This window comes from Pseudomonas urethralis (genome assembly GCF_021602465.1).
GTDB lineage: Bacteria > Pseudomonadota > Gammaproteobacteria > Pseudomonadales > Pseudomonadaceae > Aquipseudomonas > Aquipseudomonas vlassakiae.
Genome location: NZ_BQIJ01000004.1, coordinates 354,365 through 372,766, shown reverse-complemented (window position 1 = coordinate 372,766; position 18,402 = coordinate 354,365). Strand labels below are relative to the sequence as shown.

17 protein-coding genes are annotated in these 18,402 nt (G+C 65.0%); 4 read left to right on the top strand and 13 right to left on the bottom strand.

All coding sequences use genetic code 11. The features are described 5' to 3' along the window. Nucleotides 1-78 precede the first annotated feature (78 nt). The 4 genes from L6D64_RS09490 to L6D64_RS09475 all read right to left on the bottom strand — a co-directional run bounded on the left by L6D64_RS09490 (nucleotide 79) and on the right by L6D64_RS09475 (nucleotide 6,089). Nucleotides 79-1,581 carry an amino acid permease gene (locus tag L6D64_RS09490; protein WP_176506691.1) on the bottom strand — a complete coding sequence of 501 codons (1,503 nt, stop codon included), beginning with the start codon at nucleotides 1,579-1,581 and terminating at the stop codon, nucleotides 79-81. Between the two features lie 138 nt (nucleotides 1,582-1,719). Next, nucleotides 1,720-2,988, bottom strand: a complete 1,269-nt coding sequence (locus L6D64_RS09485) for a carbohydrate porin (RefSeq protein ID WP_176506690.1) — start codon at nucleotides 2,986-2,988, stop codon at nucleotides 1,720-1,722. 111 nt (nucleotides 2,989-3,099) lie between these two features. Beyond that, entirely contained in the window at nucleotides 3,100-5,517 is a 2,418-nt protein-coding gene (locus tag L6D64_RS09480; RefSeq protein WP_176506689.1) for a glucose/quinate/shikimate family membrane-bound PQQ-dependent dehydrogenase, read from the bottom strand. Nucleotides 5,518-5,735: 218 nt separating this feature from the next. After that, nucleotides 5,736-6,089: a cupin domain-containing protein gene (locus tag L6D64_RS09475; RefSeq protein ID WP_176506688.1), complete on the bottom strand. Its 354-nt coding sequence runs from the start codon at nucleotides 6,087-6,089 to the stop codon at nucleotides 5,736-5,738. Between the two features lie 118 nt (nucleotides 6,090-6,207). On the opposite strand from L6D64_RS09475, the gene L6D64_RS09470 reads away from it, so the two are divergent. Then, nucleotides 6,208-7,107, top strand: coding sequence for a LysR family transcriptional regulator (locus tag L6D64_RS09470; RefSeq protein WP_176506687.1), 900 nt, complete (start codon nucleotides 6,208-6,210; stop codon nucleotides 7,105-7,107). 113 nt (nucleotides 7,108-7,220) lie between these two features. Next, a complete protein-coding gene (locus L6D64_RS09465; protein WP_176506686.1) occupies nucleotides 7,221-8,420 on the top strand; it encodes an MFS transporter in 1,200 nt (399 codons plus the stop codon). 3 nt (nucleotides 8,421-8,423) lie between these two features. Here L6D64_RS09465 and L6D64_RS09460 read toward each other — a convergent pair whose 3' ends face one another. The 5 genes from L6D64_RS09460 to L6D64_RS09440 all read right to left on the bottom strand — a co-directional run bounded on the left by L6D64_RS09460 (nucleotide 8,424) and on the right by L6D64_RS09440 (nucleotide 12,639). Continuing rightward, the gene (locus L6D64_RS09460; protein ID WP_176506685.1) at nucleotides 8,424-9,035 is read right to left on the bottom strand and encodes a LysE family translocator; all 612 of its coding nucleotides are present in this window, start codon (nucleotides 9,033-9,035) and stop codon (nucleotides 8,424-8,426) included. Between the two features lie 46 nt (nucleotides 9,036-9,081). Further along, entirely contained in the window at nucleotides 9,082-9,933 is an 852-nt protein-coding gene (locus L6D64_RS09455) for a CAP domain-containing protein (protein ID WP_176506684.1), read from the bottom strand. Nucleotides 9,934-10,098: 165 nt separating this feature from the next. Beyond that, nucleotides 10,099-10,710 (bottom strand): cell wall hydrolase, encoded by a 612-nt coding sequence (locus L6D64_RS09450; RefSeq protein ID WP_176506683.1) that lies wholly within the window; start codon nucleotides 10,708-10,710, stop codon nucleotides 10,099-10,101. 48 nt (nucleotides 10,711-10,758) lie between these two features. Then, complete coding sequence (locus L6D64_RS09445) at nucleotides 10,759-11,676, bottom strand: AEC family transporter (protein ID WP_176506682.1); 918 nt, start codon at nucleotides 11,674-11,676, stop codon at nucleotides 10,759-10,761. A 99-nt stretch (nucleotides 11,677-11,775) separates the two neighbouring features. Continuing rightward, a complete protein-coding gene (locus L6D64_RS09440) occupies nucleotides 11,776-12,639 on the bottom strand; it encodes a LysR family transcriptional regulator (protein ID WP_176506681.1) in 864 nt (287 codons plus the stop codon). A gap of 127 nt (nucleotides 12,640-12,766) precedes the next feature. On the opposite strand from L6D64_RS09440, the gene sodC reads away from it, so the two are divergent. Then, nucleotides 12,767-13,282 (top strand): superoxide dismutase family protein, encoded by a 516-nt coding sequence (sodC, locus tag L6D64_RS09435; RefSeq protein ID WP_176506680.1) that lies wholly within the window; start codon nucleotides 12,767-12,769, stop codon nucleotides 13,280-13,282. Nucleotides 13,283-13,294: 12 nt separating this feature from the next. Here the strand turns inward: sodC and L6D64_RS09430 are convergent, their stop codons facing one another. The 4 genes from L6D64_RS09430 to L6D64_RS09415 form a co-directional block, all read right to left on the bottom strand. Further along, on the bottom strand, nucleotides 13,295-13,894 hold the full coding sequence (locus L6D64_RS09430; protein ID WP_176506679.1) for an START domain-containing protein: 600 nt from the start codon (nucleotides 13,892-13,894) through the stop codon (nucleotides 13,295-13,297). An 89-nt stretch (nucleotides 13,895-13,983) separates the two neighbouring features. Next, nucleotides 13,984-14,820, bottom strand: coding sequence for a bifunctional allantoicase/(S)-ureidoglycine aminohydrolase (locus tag L6D64_RS09425; RefSeq protein ID WP_027918838.1), 837 nt, complete (start codon nucleotides 14,818-14,820; stop codon nucleotides 13,984-13,986). A 132-nt stretch (nucleotides 14,821-14,952) separates the two neighbouring features. Then, nucleotides 14,953-16,317 (bottom strand): LLM class flavin-dependent oxidoreductase, encoded by a 1,365-nt coding sequence (locus tag L6D64_RS09420; protein WP_176506678.1) that lies wholly within the window; start codon nucleotides 16,315-16,317, stop codon nucleotides 14,953-14,955. Nucleotides 16,318-16,333: 16 nt separating this feature from the next. Beyond that, nucleotides 16,334-17,305, bottom strand: coding sequence for an aliphatic sulfonate ABC transporter substrate-binding protein (locus tag L6D64_RS09415; protein ID WP_176506677.1), 972 nt, complete (start codon nucleotides 17,303-17,305; stop codon nucleotides 16,334-16,336). Nucleotides 17,306-17,495: 190 nt separating this feature from the next. On the opposite strand from L6D64_RS09415, the gene L6D64_RS09410 reads away from it, so the two are divergent. Next, nucleotides 17,496-18,374: an SMP-30/gluconolactonase/LRE family protein gene (locus L6D64_RS09410; protein ID WP_176506676.1), complete on the top strand. Its 879-nt coding sequence runs from the start codon at nucleotides 17,496-17,498 to the stop codon at nucleotides 18,372-18,374. The last annotated feature ends 28 nt before the right edge of the window (nucleotides 18,375-18,402 follow it).

Here is an 18,402-nt window from a genome sequence, read left to right as displayed (position 1 = left end):
AGGTACTGCACGGGGCTTGAGAGCTGTGCCGTCCCTGTGGGAGCGGGCGTGCCCGCGAAGAGGCCATTGGCTTGGACATCAGATTTCAATCCCCCCACTGACCAATCCATACACCGCAATCACGGCCCCCAGCACCACCACCGCGAACACCGCCCGCTCGAAGCCGTTGAACACCTGCCGCTGCTGCTCCCGGCGTGCCTTGATGTACAGCAGCGTCCCTGGCCCATAGATCACCGCCGACAGCAGCAGATACTTCAACCCGCCTGCCCACACCATCAACAACGCGTAGGCCGTCGCCAGCACGGCGACCAGCAGGTCCTTGCCACGCTCTCGGGCATCGTTTTCATAGGTCTCCCGGCTGAATGCCAACTTCAACGCATAGGCTGCCACCAGCAGGTACGGGATCAATGTCAGCGAACTGGTCAGCTCCAGCGCCAGGGTAAAGGCATACTCAGTGAACCAGGTCAGCAACAGGAACAGCTGTACGAACAGCGTGGTCAGCCACAGCGCGGCCGAGGGGGCATTGTGTGGGTTCTCACGGGTGAGAAAGGCCGGCATGGCCTGGTCGTGGGCAGCGGAGTAAAGCACCTCGGCGGCCAGCAGCGTCCACGACAGGTAAGCGCCGAGCACCGAGATGATCAGTCCGATGCTGATGAAGATCGCCCCCCAGCGCCCGACGATGGTCTCCAGCACGCCAGCCATCGACGGCTGGCGCAGGCCGGCCAGCTCCGGGCGCAGTAACACGCCGTAGCTGAGCAGGGTGATCAGCACCAGCAGGCACAGCACGCCGACGAAGCCGAGCACCGTGGCGATGCCCACGTCGCGGCGATTGCGTGCGTAGCGCGAGTAGACGCTGGCGCCTTCGATGCCGAGGAACACGAACACGGTGACCAGCATGGTGCTGCGCACCTGTTCGAACAGTGACTCGGCCGGCGGCAGCATCTCGGCGGCGGCATGCCCGACCCGGCCATAGTCATCCAGGTGTGCCAGGTCGGCGGCCGGACCGGCTGCGGCGGTGCCCCAGAAGTTCAGCGAAAACAGCTCGCTGTCGAAGGCAGCAATCATGACCACGACGAACACCAGGATCGGGATCATCTTCGCGACCGTGGCGATGGTGTTGATCACGGCGGCCTGCTGTACCCCGCGCAGCACCAGGAAATGGAAGCCCCACAGCAATACCGAGGAGACCGCGATGGCGGCCACCGTGTTGCCTTCGCCGAACACCGGGAAGAACGCGCCGAGGGTGGATTTGATGAGGATGAAGTAGGACACGTTGCCAATGCAGGTGCCGGCCCAGAAGCCGAATGCCGAGGCAAAGCCCAGGTAGCTGCCGAAGCCGGCGCTGGCGTAGGCGTAGATGCCGGAGTCAAGGTCGGGCCGACGGCGGGCAAGGGTCTGGAACACGAAGGCCAGCATGAGCATGCCGAAGCCGGCAATGCACCAGGCGATGATCGCACCCAGTCCGCCGGTGGCACGGCCGAAGGTGGCCGGGAGCGAGAAGATGCCGGCACCGACCATCGACCCTACGACCAAGGCGGTCAAGGCCCAGACGTTCAGTTTGCCTTCCGTTGCGGTGCTCATCGGGCTTGCTCTCCTTTGCGCTGAAAGGGTGAGTAAAGACCGAGGCTAGAGGGTCTGCCAGCTGACGCTGGTGTGCGGGCGCGGATTTCTCAGGACGCCGAAGCGCTGCGAAGGGGCCGCAGCGCGGCCCCGGCGATGTCAGAAGGTCGCCTTGACCTGCAGGCCAACCACCAGCGCGTTGTCGATGTCTTTGCCCGAGAACGCTCCTGGCTCGATGATGTACTGCACATCCGGGCGCAGGTTGAGCCACGGCGTAGCCTGGTAGCCATAGCTCAGTTCGATCAACTGCTCGGCATTGTCGATGTTGGGGAACTCTTGCCCGGCATTGAATGCAGCGTCTTCCAGCACATCGCGGCTACGCGGATTCGGCACGGCGCGGCCATAGCCCAGGGCCAGGGTGTCGCGCGGGCGGCCTTCGAACGGCTTGTACAGCACCACACCGGCGCCATACCACTTGGTGAATGGCGAGGCGGCCTCGCTCGCAGCCGAATACTGGCCGAACGCGTGCAGGCTGCGCCCCGGCGAGCCGGCATCGTTCCACACCGCCTGGTCGACCAACAGGTAGTGGCCGCCGCGGCCGGACACCTCCTTGCTGCTGTCGACGCGCTTCACGTCGGAGCTGTCGTAGTAGTAGCCCAGCTTGTACTCACCCGGCAGTTCGCCCTGCAGCTTGTACACCAGCTCCACCGGCACCACGGTACCGGTGGTGTGCTTGGGCCCCAGGTGCCAGGCGCGGCTGGAGTTGCCGTTGCTTTCCGGGTCGACGTTGAACGCCGCCACGCGCAGCTGCCAGGACGGCGACAGGTCGTACTTCAGGCGCACGCCGAGGTGGGCGTTGGGGTAGTTGGTCCAGCCGCTGCCACCGGACATGTTCAGCGGGTGGCCGCAGAAGCCGGCATTCATGAAGTTGCACAGGATGCCGCTGTCGAGGCCGCCGAGGTCGTTGCCCATGGCCATGTAGCCGAGCTTGACGTTGAGTGCTGGGGTGAACAGGGTGCGCTCGTAGCTCAGTTCGGTCAGACGGGTGTACAGGCCGCCGTAGTTTTCCTGAATCGGCAGGCGGTTGCCGACCAGGTCTTCCGAGGCGCTATTGCCGCGGCGGTCGTTGATGGTCAGCTGGACCTTGCCGCCGTTTTCCAGGCCGTACAGTTTCGACAGGTCGAACTGTGCGCCGAGCTTGATGTTCTGCGAGTAGCGCGCCGAGCGGTGCAGGCCGCCGTTGGCGTTGTAGGCGGTTTCACCGCTGTAGTCGCCGGTGAGCTTGACACCGTCTTCTTCGAGCTGGTGACGCAGGCCGCCCCAGTCACCGGTCATGGTGCTGCGGTTGAGCAGGTCGCCGTCGGCCAGGGCAGAGGTGCTGGCCAGTGCCAGAAGCAGGGTTGGGGTAATGCGGATAGCGGATGGCATTGCTGTGTCTCGTGTTGTTTTCGGGAGGCCATTCGCGATCAAGCCCGCTCTCATCAGGATCAGCGCAGACCCTGTGGGAGCGGGCTTGCCCGCGAATGCAGCGACGCGGTCTTACGGCAGGGCGTAAGAAATCACGTAGTCGCCACGATCAGTCGACTGGCGTGCACCGCCAGCGGTGATCACCACGTACTGCTTGCCGGTCTTCGGCGAAACGTAGGTCATCGGGCCACCCTGGCTGCCTACCGGCAGGCGGGCTTTCCAGATTTCGTTACCGTTGCTGCTGTCGTAGGCGCGCAGGTAGAAGTCCTGGGTGCCAGCGATGAACACCAGGCCGCCTTGGGTCGACAGGGTGCCGCCGAGAGTCGGCAGGCCAATCTTGATCGGCAGGTGCATGCGGATGCCCAGGGGGCCGGTGTCTTCCACGGTGCCGACCGGTACCTGCCAGGCGATCTGGCGGGTCTTCATGTCGATGGCGGTCAGGGTGCCGAATGGCGGGGCCTGGCATGGGATGCCGGCTACCGACAGGAAGCGGTTCTTGTTCACCGCGTACGGGGTGCCCTTGAGCGGTACGGCGCCCATGCCGGTGTTCAGTGCTTCACCGCCGGAGGCAGCGTCGCCCTTGTTCTGCGACGGGATCATCTGGATCCACAGGCCCAGGCGCATGTCGTTGACGAAGATGAAGCCATGCACCGGGTCGGTGGACAGGCTGCCCCAGTTCATGCCGCCCAGCGAACCCGGGAAGCTCAGCGACAGGTCGGTACCCGGCGCGGTGTACAGGCCGTCGTAGCGCATTTTCTTGAAGTCGATACGGCACAGCAGTTGGTCGTACGGCGTGGCACCCCACATGTCCGACTCGGTCAGGGTCTGCGCGCCGATCTGCGGCATGCCTACCGATTTCGGCTGGGTCGGGGAGTACGGCTCGTTGGGGATGTTGCTTGCCTTGACCGGTACCTCGTCGACCTGGGTCAGCGGCTTGCCGGTGGCGCGGTCGAGCACGTAGATCTGCCCGGCCTTGGTGCCGATCACCACCGCAGGCACGGATTTGCCGTCGTCCTTGGTGAAGTCGATCAGGCTCGGCTGCATCGGCAGGTCGAAGTCCCAGAGGTCGTTGTGCACGGTCTGGAATACCCACTTCTGGTTGCCGGTGGTGGCGTCCAGGGCCAGTACGGAAGCGCCGTAGGTGTGGTCCAGCTTGCTGCGCTCAACCCCATAGATGTCGGTGGACGACGAGCCCATCGGCAGGAACACGGTGTTCATCGCCGGGTCGTAGGACATCGGCGCCCAGCTGTTCGGCGTGCTGCGCACATAGGTGCGGCCATCGGCCGGCGCCTTGCGGTCTTCCGGGTTGCCCGGGTCGAAGGCCCAGCGCATTTCCCCGGTGATCACGTCGAAACCGCGGATCACGCCGCCAGGCATGTCGGTCTGGACGTTGTCGGCGACACGGCCACCAACCACCACGGTGGTGCCGGCCATCAACGGTGCGGAGGACAGCTGGTAGTAGGAGTCCGGTACGTCACCCAGGCCGGCCTTCAGGTCGACCTGGCCGTTGTTGCCGAAACCTTGGCAGAACTGGCCGTTGTCGGCGTCAACGGCGATCAGGCGGCCGTCGATGGTGTTGGTCAGCAGGCGACGCTGGCAGTTGGCACCGGCCGGCACGCTACCGACAGGGATCGGCGAACTGTTCGGCTGGGTCGGCTGGGCGATCGCGGCGGTGGCGTCGAAGTACGCCATGCCACGGCAACGCTGCCAGACCTTGGACTGAGCGTTGATCGCGTTCTTCCACAGCTCTTTGCCGGTGTCGGCGTCGAGGGCGATCAGGTTGTTGTGCGGGGTGCAGATGAACACCTTGTTGCCGATCTGCAGCGGGGTCAGCTGGTCTTCGGCGCCGTTGCCGTCACTGATGGCGACGTCACCGGTGTGGTAGGTCCAGGCCACCTTGAGCTTGTTGACGTTGTCGCGGTTGATCTGGTCCAGCGCGGCGAAGCGGCTGCCCCCTTCGGTGTTGCCGTAGTGGGCCCAGTCCTTCTGCTCCTTGCCGGCCTCGACCGGGGTGATGCCCGGGCCTTTGCCGGTGGGGGCAACGCTTGGGTGGGCGACGAACATGTTGCCTGCGGCGATCACCAGCAGCACGGCCAGCACACCGGCGATGCCGTATGCACCCCGGCCGGCGCTGGCGCCATTGGCGCGGGCGAGCATCGGGTAGACCAGCGCCACCACCATGCCGATTGCGCCGAACATGAACAGGCGCGAGAACAGTGGCCAGAACACCAGGCCGGCGTCGATCAGTGCCCAGACCACGGTACCGACCAGAAACGCCGCGTACAGCCAGGCGCCGGCCGGCTTGCGGCGAGCGATGAGAATACCGGCGATGGCCATGGCCAGGCCGCCGATCAGGAAGTACCAGGAACCGCCCAGGCCGGCGAGCTTGACGCCGCCAGCGGCCAGGAGCAGGCCGAGCAGGGCGACGATCACGCCCAAGCCGACCAGGATGATGGTTGTGGCGCCAGAGGCGCGCGGTGTTTCGTTCATGCCAGGGATCTCAGCAGGTGGAATGAGCGCAGTTTAAGCCCTTAGCTTGCTAATTAACAAGTTGGTACATAATTTAATGAGGCTGATTGTCGCAGGGCCGAACATGCAAATATGTGGCTAAAAGTGAAGATCATGCGCTGAAAATTGCATTAAACGCGGCGTTTATACCCCCTGTAAATTTTGATGGCCTGGACGCCTGCGCCAGGCAATGGGGTATCTCAATGAGGTGGCCATGGCGTGTCGATACCCTGAAACACGGCAAGCCAGACGGTCGGTTGCCCTTGGGCAGTCCATTCCACCCGATGCCGACAATGCGCCGGAATGTCCAGGCAATCACCCGGCAGCAGCAAGCGGGAGTAGTTCTCGCACTCAAGGCGCAGCCCGGCGCTGCCGGTCAACAGCAGGATCCATTCGCTTTCGGCCTGGTCGTACCAGAAGCCGTGCGGGCTGGCCTGGCCGCAGGAGACGATGCGTTCGATGCGCATCCCAGGGCGTTGCAGCAACACATCGACCCGCTCGGCGGCGGCGGGGTCGCAAGGGGGCAGGGCATTGAGCAGGTTGGCAATGGGCATGGGCGGTTCTCGCACTGACGGAGGTGCTTCCACTATGGACCTGATCGCTCTGTTGTGCGCTTCTTGACCCGCCTTGCCGATTGTAGGAGTGTTCCGAAATTGGAAAACTGGAGTAGCTATGGACAAGCTCCTGGCGATGAAGATGTTTACCGCAACAGTCGATGCCCAGGGCTTTTCTGCGGCAGCGCGCAGGCTCGGCGTCGCTACCTCGTCGGTGACGCGTCTGGTCGATGCGTTGGAGTCGGAGCTCGGCACGACCTTGCTCAACCGCTCCACACGGCAGGTCAGCCTGACCGAAGCCGGTGCACGTTATTACGCGAGGGCGAGGGACATCTTCGACGCGCTGGATGAGGCCGACGCCAGCGTCGCCGACCGAGGCGATGAGCCGGTCGGTGTGCTGCGCCTGTGCCTGCCGGTCGAGTTCGGCCGACGCGTGATCGCACCGCACCTGGGGCCATTCCTCGCCCGTCACCCGTCGCTGGAGCTGGACATCGACATGAGCGACCGGCTCGATGACCTGCTCGACGGCCGCTATGATCTGTCCATTCGCCTCGGCGACCCGTCGCCAAACGGCGAGCTGGTGTGCCGGCAACTTGGCCGCTTCCAGCGCTGGCTGGTGGCAAGCCCCGACTACCTGGCCAGGGGGGATGCGTTGCTGCACCCCGAGCAACTGCTGCGGCAGGCCTGCCTGCGTTTTCGCTACGGGCAGAAGGCGCGCGCCTGGCGCCTGCAGCGGGCCGACGAGGTGCTGGAACTGGAAGTGAGCGGGCCGTTGCGCAGTGCCAACGCCGACCTGTTGCGCGAAGCGGCGCTGGCCGGCAGCGGCATTGCCTTGCTGGCCGACTGGCTGGTGCGCGAGGACGTCGCGGCCGGGCGCCTGCAGCGGCTGTTTGCGGACTGGCAGGCGAGCCCCGGCACGGCCAACGACAGCATCAATGCCCTGTACTTGCCCAACCATCGCGGCTCACGGCGGGTCAACGCATTCATCGGCTTTTGCGAAGGCCTGCTCAACCCCTGATCCCTACCGTTGCGCCTGGCGCAAAGCCTCGTTGCGCCGGGGCCGGATTCTCTCGCAGGCAAGCGCTCGGTAAGGTGCCTGGCATATTCCAACCCGATGCCGAGGTGCCTTGCATGAATCCCTCCCTTGCTGCTGCCCAGCCAGCCCATGCCGGCCTGAGCCGTGCCCTGGTCGCGCTGCTGGCGTTCTGCTGCGGCGCGATCGTCGCCAATATCTATTACGCGCAGCCCATCGTTGGGCTGATCGCCCCGGACCTGGGCCTGTCTACCGAGCGCGCCAGCCTGATCGTGTCGTTGACCCAACTGGGCTATGCGCTGGGCCTTTTGTTGCTGGTGCCACTGGCCGACCTGGTGGAAAACCGCCGGTTGATGATCACCACTGCCGTGCTGGCCTGCGTCAGCCTGTTGCTGGCAGGGACCAGCAGCAGCGGGCAGGGGCAACTGTTCCTGATGTATGCCTTGCTGATCGGTTTCAGTTCGGTGGCTGTGCAGATGCTCATTCCGTTGGCCGCTCACCTTGCGCCTGAGCAAGAGCGCGGGCGGGTGGTCGGCAACATCATGGGTGGCCTGCTGCTGGGCATTTTGCTGGCACGGCCGTTGTCGAGCCTGGTCGCCGACCATTTTGGCTGGCGCACGGTGTTCATCGGCGCCGCTGGCCTGATGTTGGCCATCATCCTGTTGTTGGCGTTGACCCTGCCGCGCCGGACACCTGAGCACAAGGCCAGCTATGCCGGGCTGATGGTGTCGCTGGTCGCCCTGCTGCGCCAATACCCGGTGCTGCGTCAGCGCTCGTTGTATCAGGCGTTGATGTTTGCGGCGTTCAGCCTCTACTGGACCGCAGTACCGTTGGCCCTGGCCAGCGAGCATGGCCTGTCCCAAAGCCAGATCGCCTTGTTCGCCCTGGTTGGCGCGGTCGGCGCCATCGCAGCACCGATGGCTGGACGCCTGGCCGACGCCGGCCATGCCCGTGCCGGTTCGTTGCTGGCCCTGGTGCTGGCGCCCCTGGCGCTGCTGCTGGGCTTGACCACACCCGGCTACAGCGTGATCGGCCTGGGGCTGACCGGGGTGCTGCTGGATTTTGCCGTGCAGATGAACATGGTCATCGGCCAGCGTGAGGTCTATGCCCTGGACCCGGCCAGCCGCGGGCGGCTGAATGCGCTGTACATGACCAGCATCTTCCTGGGTGGGGCAGTGGGTTCGGCGGTGGCCAGCGCGGTGTTTGCCCAGTACGGCTGGCACGGTGTGGCGCTGGTGGGCGCAGCGTTGCCCGGCTTGGCTCTGCTGGTCTTCCTGCTGGTTTCGCGGCGCGCTTGAGCACTACCGGCCCAGCGGCAAGGCGACGCCAATCAGGGCGAACAGGCTCGCGCAACAGCGATTGAACCCCTTGCCGCCCTTGGCCAGCCACGGCCGGATACGAAAGGCCAGGCGCGCCAGCACGTATTCGACCCCGCATTCCACGCTGGCAAAGGTCGCCGCCATGATCACGAACTGCAGCAACAACCCACGCTGGGGCTCGATGAACTGCGGCAGGAAAGCGCCGTAGAACAACAGGACCTTGGGGTTGGCAAGCGCCGACAGCAGGCCTTGGCGGAACATTCCCAGGTTGCTCAGGCGGGCAGTACGCTCGGTCACCTCAAGCTGCAAGCCAGGGCTGCGCCACAGCTGGATGCCCAGCCACACGAGATAGGCGCCACCGACCCACTTGAGCACGGTCAGTACCGAGGCTGACGTCTGCAGCAGCGCGGTCAACCCGAACATTGCCAGGGCTATCAGTGCACTGAAGCCGAACACCCCGCCGACGATGGTGAACAGCGTCCGGCGCGCACCATACAGCGCGCCGTGGGTCAGGGCCAGCAGGCTGTTCGGGCCGGGCGTCAGCGACAGGCCGATGCTGGCCAGCAGGTAGAGGAGCCAGGTATTCAACGCCATGGTGTGCGCCTCAGCTGTTCACGTGTGTGTTGAACCGGCGTGGTGGTCATTGCGGCGTGCCGAACAGGCCGGTCCAGTAGATACCCGCATCGCTCTTCGGGTCGACCGCATAGGCCGCACCCATTTCGCGGAAATCCGGGTTCATCAGGGTGGCACAGTGGCCGGGGCTGTCGAGCCAGCCATCCACCACCTTCTGCGCGGTGTCGCGCCCGGCGGCGATGTTTTCGCCGATCTGCTGGTACAGGTAGCCGGCCAGTTCCGCCCGGTCACCGGGGGTGCGCCCGTCCTTGTCGATATGGTCGAAGAAATTCTGGTTGGCCATGGCCCGCGTATGGCTGGCAGCCACGCCTGCCAGCGCCGTGCTCCAGGTCAGCGCTGGCGCTGCAGCGAACGGCTGGCCACCGCATTGGCGGGGCGCCTTGCGTGCGGCATTGATGGCCTGCAGCACCTTTTGCCCCTCGGCTTGCCAATCGCCCAGGCGCCCGCTGAGCAAGGGCCGGGCGAGCACGATGCGCCAGTCGCGGCCTTCCTGGCTGACGCCGATATCGACAAACTGCGGGTCGAGCACGACCTGGCAGAAGCTCTCTTCGATGGCGTGCATGGCCGCACGGGCATCGCGTGGGCCGGACAGGCTGATGGCCTGGACATTGACCATGGGGTAGGCGGCGCGGCTCATGGCCTGTTGCAGGTCGCGAGTGCCTTCCGGCGACAGTGCCAGACGGGTATCGCTGTTGAGCGGCGGCAGCTCCACCGACACCTCGTCCCCGCAGCGCTGGGCCTGGCTGCGGTAGGCATTGATCGATTCGATCAGCTGCGCCTCTTCGCCGGTGGCGGCCATGGCCCCGGTCGACATGATCAGGCCCAGCGACAAGGCGGCAACGGATGACAGGACGCGCATGTGGATCTCCCTGTGGCTGGCAGCGTCTTGGTATGCGCTGCTCATCCTACACAAGCGCGAGGCTTTTGGCCCGGTCTCGTGCAAAGCAAAGAAAACGCCAGCAAGGACTTGCGGGCGACAAAAGAGGGAGTAGACCGGATAACGCCAGAAAAGTGCGATTGCGTATCAGCGGGCCAGCGCCTGGTTCGGTTTGTAGAACAGGAAGTGCCGGGTTTCGGCCGTCTTGCGATAGGCCTTGGCCCAGTCCGGGTGCACATTGCGGTCATGGAAATACAGCGCGCCTCCTGTCGAGTCCTTGAGCTGCTGGTTCAGGGCCTTGCGCGCAATCTCCTTGGCCACATCGTAGCGCTGCGCTTCCTCGACCTGATCGGAACGCCCGTCACACCACCAGGAAAATTGGCAGGCCTTGGTTTCCACGCCTTGCTTGACCACGCCGCAGATGGTGTCGGGAAACCCTTCCTGGCCCAAGCGGTTGAGCACCACGCTGGCCACTGCGCTCATGTCCTGGGCGTCGGCGCCCTTGGCTTCCCAGTAGAGGGTGCGGGCCAGGCAGGTGATGCTGTCGTCCAGCGGCGCCTGGCCTGCCGGGTCCACTGCCTGCACCTCGGCAGGGGTGATGGTTTCTGTTTTTCTGGGCGGCGGGGCATCATCCACCACCTTTTTCTCCAGCTTCTCTGCTTTGTCCTCGGCCACGGCGGCCTTGGCACTTTCGGCGGCATGCAAAGGGCTGGCGAGCAGGGGCAAGATCAGGCAGATCACCGTCCAGTCGAGGCGCATGGTCGCGTATCCGAAGTGTGGGCTGATTCACAGTCTAGCCAAGCGGCTTCATTTCAGCGCCAGCATGAGCATCAATGGCAAGGTCACGGCGGCCAGCACGGTCTGCAAGGCGATGATGGTGGCCATCAGCGGTGCGTTGCCGCCCATCTGCCGCGCCATCACGTAAGACGACGAGGCAGTCGGCAAGGCCTGGAACAACACGGCCACCACCGCCGCCTGGCCACCCAGCCCCAGCAGGCGGCACAGGCCCCAGGTGGTCAGTGGCATGACCAGGAACTTGAAGACCGAGGCTGCCAGCAGTGGCCGCGCCTGCTGGCCCAGGCTGGCACCACCCAGCGCCGCCCCCACGCACAGCAGGCCCAGGGGCAGGGCGGCCTGGCCCAGCGCCTTGACGGTGGGTTCCAGGCCCGCCGGCAGGCCCAGGCCGGTGGCCCGCAGCAACAGGCCGCCGGCGCAGCCGACGATCAACGGGTTGGCAAAGATGGCCCGCAACACCGTCGCCGGGGAGCTGTGACGTGCGCTGAAGCGGGCGAACACCAGCACGCAAAGCAGATTGACCAAGGGCACGATGGCGGCGTTGGCCACGGCGGCCAGGGCAATCCCGGCACTGCCAAAGAGGCCAGCGGCGAGGGTGGCACCGATGTAGTTGTTGAAGCGCACGCCGCCCTGGAACACCGAGGTGAAATCAGCGCCATCGTGGTTGGCCGCACCTTGGTAGAGCACCAGCAGCAAGGCCCCTAGCAGGGTCGAAAGCATCAGTACGCCAACCATGCCCAGCACTGGCACGCCATCGAGATTGGCCGTCGCCAGGCCATGCAGGAACAGTGATGGCAGCAGCACGAAATAGCTCAGGCGTTCGGCGCCCGGCCAGAACGACTCGGCGAGAAAGCCGCGCAAGCGCAGGAAGGTGCCCAGGGCAATCAGCAAGATGATGGGCACCAGGGTGGTCAGCAGCAGGTGGAGCATGGGTGTGATTCCGTGGTCGGGTACGGGCACAGGTTAGCGTGGCGGACCGATTGGGAAAAACGTTGATTTCTGCAGTGATCGTTGAGAAAAACTGTACGTTCAGGCGTCCATCGCAGCTCTCAGCACGGCAGTGAGGTGCCGCCGCTGGCTCTTCTCGTGTTCCAGCAACACCACCCGCCGCACCAGCTGCGGCTCGCCAAAGGGCAGGCAGGTGGCCGCCGGCAAGCGTTGCAAGTCGTCATCGGCCATGGGAATGATCGCCACCCCCAGCCCCATCACCGCCATGCGCGCCAGCGCTTCCTGACTGTCCAGTTCCATTTGTTCGCTGACCTGCAAATGTTGGCGGCGAAGTTCCTGCTCGATCTGCCGCCCGGCCCAGGCACGCTTGTCGAAACGCAGGAACGGCTGGCTGGCCAACAGCTGTGGCAGGCTCTGGCCCGCCAGGTCGGAGCTGGCGATGGCCCAGAACCGGTCTTCGAACAGGGGCGTGAAAACCAGGCTCTGCGGGTAGGGGCTGACCGGTTCCGTGGTGATGGCCGCATCCAGTTCGCCGTCTTCGACGCGCCGTGCCAGCTCCGCCGACATCCCTGAGTTGACGCTGATGTGCAGCTCCGGGTGATGCGCCTTGATCCAGACCAAGGCCTTGGGCAGGCGTCGCGCCAGGACGGTGTGGATCGCCCCCAGGCGCAGCCGGCCACGCAGGCTTGGGCCGCTGGCCAAGGTATCGGCCAGTTCGTCGTAGGCGCTGAGGATGTGTTCAGCTCGGGCCACTGCCAGTTGCCCGGCCTCGGTCAGTACCACCTGGCGGCGGCTGCGGTCGAACAGTGCGACCTTGAGTTCGTCCTCGAGAGTCTTGATGTGCAGGCTGACGGCCGAAGGGGTGAGGCTGAGCAGGTCGGCGGCACGGGCGAAGGTGCCGTGGCGGGCAATGGTCACCAGGGTGCGCAAGGCTTTGAGGGACACGCGAACGGGCTCCGGGCAGCAAGGGAAGTGTTTCAGTCTGTGGCTGAATGGAATGGCTGGCAAGCTGCGCAGTCCCACTCGTTACGCGGGTAAGAAACCCGCCTGACCCCAACCTTGGAGAACGTACATGAAAGCAGTCATCTTCACCGCGTTGCTGGCCTCGGCCGGTCTCGCCCAGGCCGCGCAAACGGTGGAATTGAAGCTGGCCGGGACGGATGGCCCGGGCAAGTCGATCGGGACCATCAGCATCGAGCAGAACAAGTACGGCACCGTGCTCACCCCGGATCTCAAGGACCTGCCGCCGGGCGTACACGGTTTCCACCTGCATCAGAAGGGCTCATGCGCAGCGGCAGAGGAAAACGGCAAGGCGGTGCCAGCAGGTGCGGCAGGCGGGCACTGGGACCCTGACGCCACCAACGCCCACAAGGGCCCCTATGACGACAGCGGCCACCGGGGTGACCTGCCGGCGCTGTATGTCGGTGCCGACGGCAAGGCCACCTACCCGGTGTTGGCGCCACGCCTGAAAGCCGCGGATTTCAAGGGTCATGCGTTGATGGTGCATGCAGGTGGCGATAACCACAGTGATCACCCCGAGAAGCTGGGCGGTGGCGGTGCCCGCGTGGCCTGCGGGGTGGTTCAGTAAGCCAGGAGCCGCTCAGGGCTGGCGCTCGGCTACCGCTCGCAAGGTACGCAGCGTCACCACCGGAGCGTCTACCACGAACCGGTTGGCCAACCAGCCCGGTACGTCCCCGGCCGGGTCGGCCTGCAACTGGTAGGTCACCTCGGTTTCCCGTTCGCCGAGTGGCTTCATGATCCATTCGCCCGAGAGGTGCTGGACGCGGATCAACCCCGGCTCTTCTGGCAGGCGGTTCGGTTCGGCGCTCAGGTGGCGCACCAGCGCGCCGTCATCCAGGCGTTCGGTGCGGACCTTGAGAATGATGTCGCGCGGCAGGGTCGGCCATGGCAGATTGGTGGTCAGGTAGACCCAGGTCGTGTCGCCTTCCACCTGCAGCAGGCGCATCTGCTCGCAGGCATACAGCCACTTGCAGGCCACCCGCAGGTTTTCCTGAAGGTCGGTGAGCGTGCGCACACTGGCTTTCATGGTACTGACGCCGCGAAACTGCTGGTAGGGCGAATCAGGTGCCGCGGCCAGGTAGACCTGGATACCTTCACGGTCGTAGGCGATTTTCCAGTCGTCAGCCGCCAGGCTGGCAATGGAGACAAGCAGTAGCGCAAGCATCAGGCAGCGGTTCATGGCGAGTACCGCGCAAGGGCAGGGCTAATCAGTATGCGCGGCAAACAGAAAGCCCGCCAGGTGGCGGGCTTTGGGGTACCAGCCTGAACTCAACGCTGAGGGTTGAGGGTCAGGTGCACGTGACGGTTGACGTCCTTGTACAGCAGGTAGCTGAACTTGCCTGGGCCGCCGGCGTAGCAGGCCTGCGGGCAGAAGGCCCGCAGCCACATGAAGTCACCGGCTTCCACTTCTACCCAGTCCTGGTTCAGGCGGTATACCGCCTTGCCTTCCAGCACATACAGGCCGTGCTCCATGACGTGGGTTTCAGCGAACGGGATCACGCCGCCCGGCTGGAAGGTGACGATGTTGACGTGCATGTCGTGGCGCATGTCAGCCATGTCGACGAAGCGGGTGGTGACCCAGCGGCCTTCGGTACCCGGCATTTCGATGACGGTGGCATTGTCGCGGTGGGTGACGAACGACTCCGGCACGGCCAGGCCTTCGACTTTCTGGTAGTGCTTGCGCAGCCAGTGGAAGGTGACGTTGGCCTTGCTGTTGTTGCGCAGGCTCCACTCGGCGCCAGGGGCGAGGAACGCATAGCCGCCCGGGGTCAGGGTGTGGTGCTTGCCTTCGACGGTGATGTCCAGCTCGCCTTCGACGATGAACACCACGGCTTCGGCGTTCGGGTCCAGCTCAGGGCGCTCGCTGCCGCCTTCCGGGGCGACTTCGACGATGTACTGCGAGAAGGTTTCGGCGAAACCGGTCAGCGGGCGGGCGATGACCCACATGCGCATCTTGTCCCAGAACGGCAGGTGGCTGGTGACGATGTCACGCATCACGCCTTTAGGGATGACGGCATAGGCTTCGGTGAACATGGCACGGTCAGTCAGCAGCTCGGTCTGAGCTGGGTGCCCACCGTGGGGGGCGAAGTAGGAGTGGTTCGACATGAGCAGTCTCGACTTGTTGTTCTCTCCCCGTGCCTTGGACCACACCGGCCGGTGCGTGCAGGGGATGTGCGGACAGCATAGGGGGCAGCCCGCGTCATCCACAAATTAAATGTTGAAATACTCGACATTCAGTTACTGAATGCGAACCTGGCGCCCGGCGTGCCCGTCGGGCAGCCGGTCGCCGTGGCCGAACAACTTGTGGCGCAAGGTGCCGTCGGTGTAGTTCAGCGGGTAGCGGCCACGACGCTGCAGCTCCGGCACCAGCAGATCGACGACATTGGCCAGGTCGTCCGGTTGCACGGCATAGGTGAGGTTGAAACCGTCGATGCCGGTCTGGTCGAGCCAGTGTTCCAGCTGGTCGGCAATGTCGCCGGGCGAGCCGACCAGTACCGGGCCACGCCCGCCCAGGCCGACGAATTCGGCGGCTTCGCGCACGCTCCAGCGGCGGTTCGGGTCGGCGGCGGTGAACGCCGCCAGGGCCGCACGACCAGCATCGTTTTCGACGTATTCGATGGGCGCATCGGGGTCGAGGCCGGCGAAATCGATGCCGGTCCAGCCCGAAAGCAGGGCTAGGGCGGCGTCCAGGTCGACGTAGCGGCGGTATTCGGCAAAGCGCGCCTGGGCCTCTTGCGAGGTCGGCGCGACGATCAGCAGCGCCTGGGCATAGATCAGCACCTCGTCCCGCCCACGCCCGGCCACCTCGCTGGCCTGGCGGATGCCGTCGGCGTAGCGGCGCAGCACGGCGGGCGTCGGGCCGCTGATGAACACGCACTCGGCATGCCGGGCGGCGAACTGTTGGCCACGCGCCGAGGCGCCGGCCTGGAACAATACCGGGGTGCGCTGGGGCGAAGGCTGGCACAGGTGCATGCCGGGCACCTGGAAGTGCTCGCCAGCGTGGTGGATGGCGTGCACCTTCGACGGTTCGATGTAGCGTCCGGTCTCGCGATCCAGTTGTACGGCATCGTCTTCCCAGCTCTTTTCCCAGAGCTTGTACAGCACCTGCAGATATTCCTCGGCCAGGTCGTAGCGCTGGTCATGGCCCAGCTGCCGGGCCAGGCCCAGGTTGCGCGCGGCGCTGTCGAGGTAGCCGGTGACGATGTTCCAGCCGACCCGGCCATTGCTCAAATGGTCGAGCGTGGACATGCGCCGGGCAAAGGGATAAGGGTGTTCATACGTCAGCGAAAAGGTGACGCCGAACCCCAGGTGCTCGGTGACCCCGGCCATGGCCGGCACCAGCAGCAGCGGGTCGTTGACCGGCACTTGCACGCCACCGCGCAGGGCGGCTTGTGGGCCACCTTGGTAGACGTCGTAGATGCCCAGCACGTCGGCGATGAACAGCGCATCGAACAACCCGCGCTCCAGCAGGCGCGCGAGGTCGGTCCAGTAGTCCAGGCGGTTGAACGCCACGCTGGTGTTGCGCGGGTGGCGCCACAGCCCCGGGGACTGGTGGCTGGCGGCGTTCATGCTGAAAGCGTTGAAACGGATGTGGCGGGGCATTGCCTTCACTCCCTGGTCACGGCAATACGGAAGCCGGGTAGATTGCATCGGCCACCTGCAACTTGTGCGGGATCAGGCCCAGGCCCTGGAAGGTATCGGCCAGTTTCTGCTGCTCGGCGATGATCTGCGGGGTGATGGCCACGGCGTTATAGTTGCGCCGCTCGCTGGCCACCTCCAGCACATTGGCGCTGATGCCCAGTTGCGGTGCCAGCAGTGCGGCAACTTCGGCGGGCTTGGCGTTGGCCCACTGGCTGACCTTGGCCAACTCGCTGAAGAAGGTTTTCAGCAGCTCGCGGTGCTGGTCGGCGAAGGTGGCGGTAGACAAGTAGAAGGTGCGGTTGTTGGTCAGGCCGCTGCCGTCGCGCAGGTTTTTCAGGCCTGGCTGGCTTTCGGCCGCAGCGAGGAACGGGTCCCACAGGGTGACGGCCTGGACGCTGCCCGATTGCAGGGCGGCGATAGCATCGGCGGCGTTGTTGACGTAGGCCGGGGTGATGTCCTGATAGCTCAAGCCGGCCTGTTCCAGGGCCACCGCCAGCAGGTATTGGGCGTTCCAGCCGCGGCCGGTGGCCACGCGCTTGCCTTTGAGGTCCTGCACTGCGGTGAGATGATCCTGCTCGCGCACCACCAGGCCGATGCCGCGTGGGTAGGGTTGTTCGGCGGCCAGGTAGACCACCGGCTTGCCGGCAGCCTGGGCGAATACCGATGGCGCGTCGGCCGCGTGGCCCAGGTCGATGGCGCCGGTGCTCAGTGCCTCGAGCAGTTGCGGGCCGGCGGCGAACTCGTGCCAGCTGACTTTGACGCCTTGTGGGGCCAGGGCCTTTTCCAGCGCGCCGCTGCCTTTGAGGATGTTGATGCTGTTGAATTTCTGATAACCGATACGCAGGGTCTTGGTGTCTTCGGCGAAGGCGCTGGACCAGGGCAGCAAGCTGCAGGCGACGGTTGCCAGGAGACCGCCGACGAGCAGGCGGCGCAGGGGGGAAAAGGGCATGGGCGACGCTCCTTGAGCAGGATGGGAAACGGTATGCCCAGCCTAAGGAGGTGGCGTATGGCTTTCAATTTTTTAATTCCATTTTGTTAGAATGTTTTGTTCTTTTTATATCCTTTTGTGATTTATTAGTGTTGACGAAATTTTCACATCCTCTTGCTAGGATTCGGGCCCATCACAAGGAGTCCTGTTCATGCCCATCCTGCGCCGGCGCAGTACCCGCATCGCCCTGGCTGCCACTACCGGCCTGGTGGCCGCCACCTTGGGTTTTTTCGCCTGGCAATCGTTCTATCCGGTGCAGGCCGCCAGTGGCTGGCGGGTCGACGTGCTGCACCGCGACGTGGCCAAGGCCGCGTCGTTGCTGCCCCAGGCTGACGGCAGCCTGCTGGTCAGTCGCGAGCTGGATGACAACAAAGGCAGTATTCTCAAGATCACCGCCAGCGGCGACCGCGTGGTCCTGATCGACAACCTGTCCAAGCCCGACGGCATGGTCGCGGCGCAAGGTGGCTGGGTGTTCAGCCAGGAAGGGGGCCGGGCTCCGGTCAGCCTGTCCCGCGATGGCCAAGTCACCCGCCTGTTCGACGGCGACAGCGTGCAAGGGCTGTGGAACGATGGCGATCACCTGTATGCCATCGAAGACCGCAAGGGCAATGGGCGCCTGATGCGTTATGAGTGGGCCAGCGGCCAGCTTGACGTACTGCGCTCGGGGCTGACCGAAACCGAGGGCCTGACCCGTTGCGCCGACGGCCGCCTGCTGTACACCGAGAAGGGCACCGGCATCGTTCGTGCATTATCCGAGGACGGTAGGGACCCGGTGGTGGTAAAGGGCCTGCGCCATCCGACCTTCCTGATGTGCGACCAGCGGGGCCTGTGGATCAGCGAAGACAATACCCATCGCGCACGATTGTTACGAGTGGACGCCGATGGCACCCAGCACGTGGTGCTGACCTTCCTCAAGGCGCCGCAGTCGATCATCGCCGATGGCAAGGGCGGCTACCTGCTCGCCGAAGGGGGGCGCGATCGCATACTGCAGCTGAGCCCGTCCGTGGACCAGGCCACAGCCCAGCGTTAACGGGGGCGAGGGCCCGGGTGTGAAAGGG

Excerpts from the sequence above, each read along its gene's own strand:
- L6D64_RS09490 (WP_176506691.1), bottom strand. The coding sequence starts at position 1,581 with ATGAGCACCGCAACGGAAGGCAAACTGAACGTCTGGGCCTTGACCGCC.
- L6D64_RS09485 (WP_176506690.1), bottom strand. The coding sequence starts at position 2,988 with ATGCCATCCGCTATCCGCATTACCCCAACCCTGCTTCTGGCACTGGCC.
- L6D64_RS09480 (WP_176506689.1), bottom strand. The coding sequence starts at position 5,517 with ATGAACGAAACACCGCGCGCCTCTGGCGCCACAACCATCATCCTGGTC.
- L6D64_RS09475 (WP_176506688.1), bottom strand. The coding sequence starts at position 6,089 with ATGCCCATTGCCAACCTGCTCAATGCCCTGCCCCCTTGCGACCCCGCC.
- L6D64_RS09470 (WP_176506687.1), top strand. The coding sequence starts at position 6,208 with ATGGACAAGCTCCTGGCGATGAAGATGTTTACCGCAACAGTCGATGCC.
- L6D64_RS09465 (WP_176506686.1), top strand. The coding sequence starts at position 7,221 with ATGAATCCCTCCCTTGCTGCTGCCCAGCCAGCCCATGCCGGCCTGAGC.
- L6D64_RS09460 (WP_176506685.1), bottom strand. The coding sequence starts at position 9,035 with ATGGCGTTGAATACCTGGCTCCTCTACCTGCTGGCCAGCATCGGCCTG.
- L6D64_RS09455 (WP_176506684.1), bottom strand. The coding sequence starts at position 9,933 with ATGCGCGTCCTGTCATCCGTTGCCGCCTTGTCGCTGGGCCTGATCATG.
- L6D64_RS09450 (WP_176506683.1), bottom strand. The coding sequence starts at position 10,710 with ATGCGCCTCGACTGGACGGTGATCTGCCTGATCTTGCCCCTGCTCGCC.
- L6D64_RS09445 (WP_176506682.1), bottom strand. The coding sequence starts at position 11,676 with ATGCTCCACCTGCTGCTGACCACCCTGGTGCCCATCATCTTGCTGATT.
- sodC (WP_176506680.1), top strand. The coding sequence starts at position 12,767 with ATGAAAGCAGTCATCTTCACCGCGTTGCTGGCCTCGGCCGGTCTCGCC.
- L6D64_RS09430 (WP_176506679.1), bottom strand. The coding sequence starts at position 13,894 with ATGAACCGCTGCCTGATGCTTGCGCTACTGCTTGTCTCCATTGCCAGC.
- L6D64_RS09425 (WP_027918838.1), bottom strand. The coding sequence starts at position 14,820 with ATGTCGAACCACTCCTACTTCGCCCCCCACGGTGGGCACCCAGCTCAG.
- L6D64_RS09420 (WP_176506678.1), bottom strand. The coding sequence starts at position 16,317 with ATGCCCCGCCACATCCGTTTCAACGCTTTCAGCATGAACGCCGCCAGC.
- L6D64_RS09415 (WP_176506677.1), bottom strand. The coding sequence starts at position 17,305 with ATGCCCTTTTCCCCCCTGCGCCGCCTGCTCGTCGGCGGTCTCCTGGCA.
- L6D64_RS09410 (WP_176506676.1), top strand. The coding sequence starts at position 17,496 with ATGCCCATCCTGCGCCGGCGCAGTACCCGCATCGCCCTGGCTGCCACT.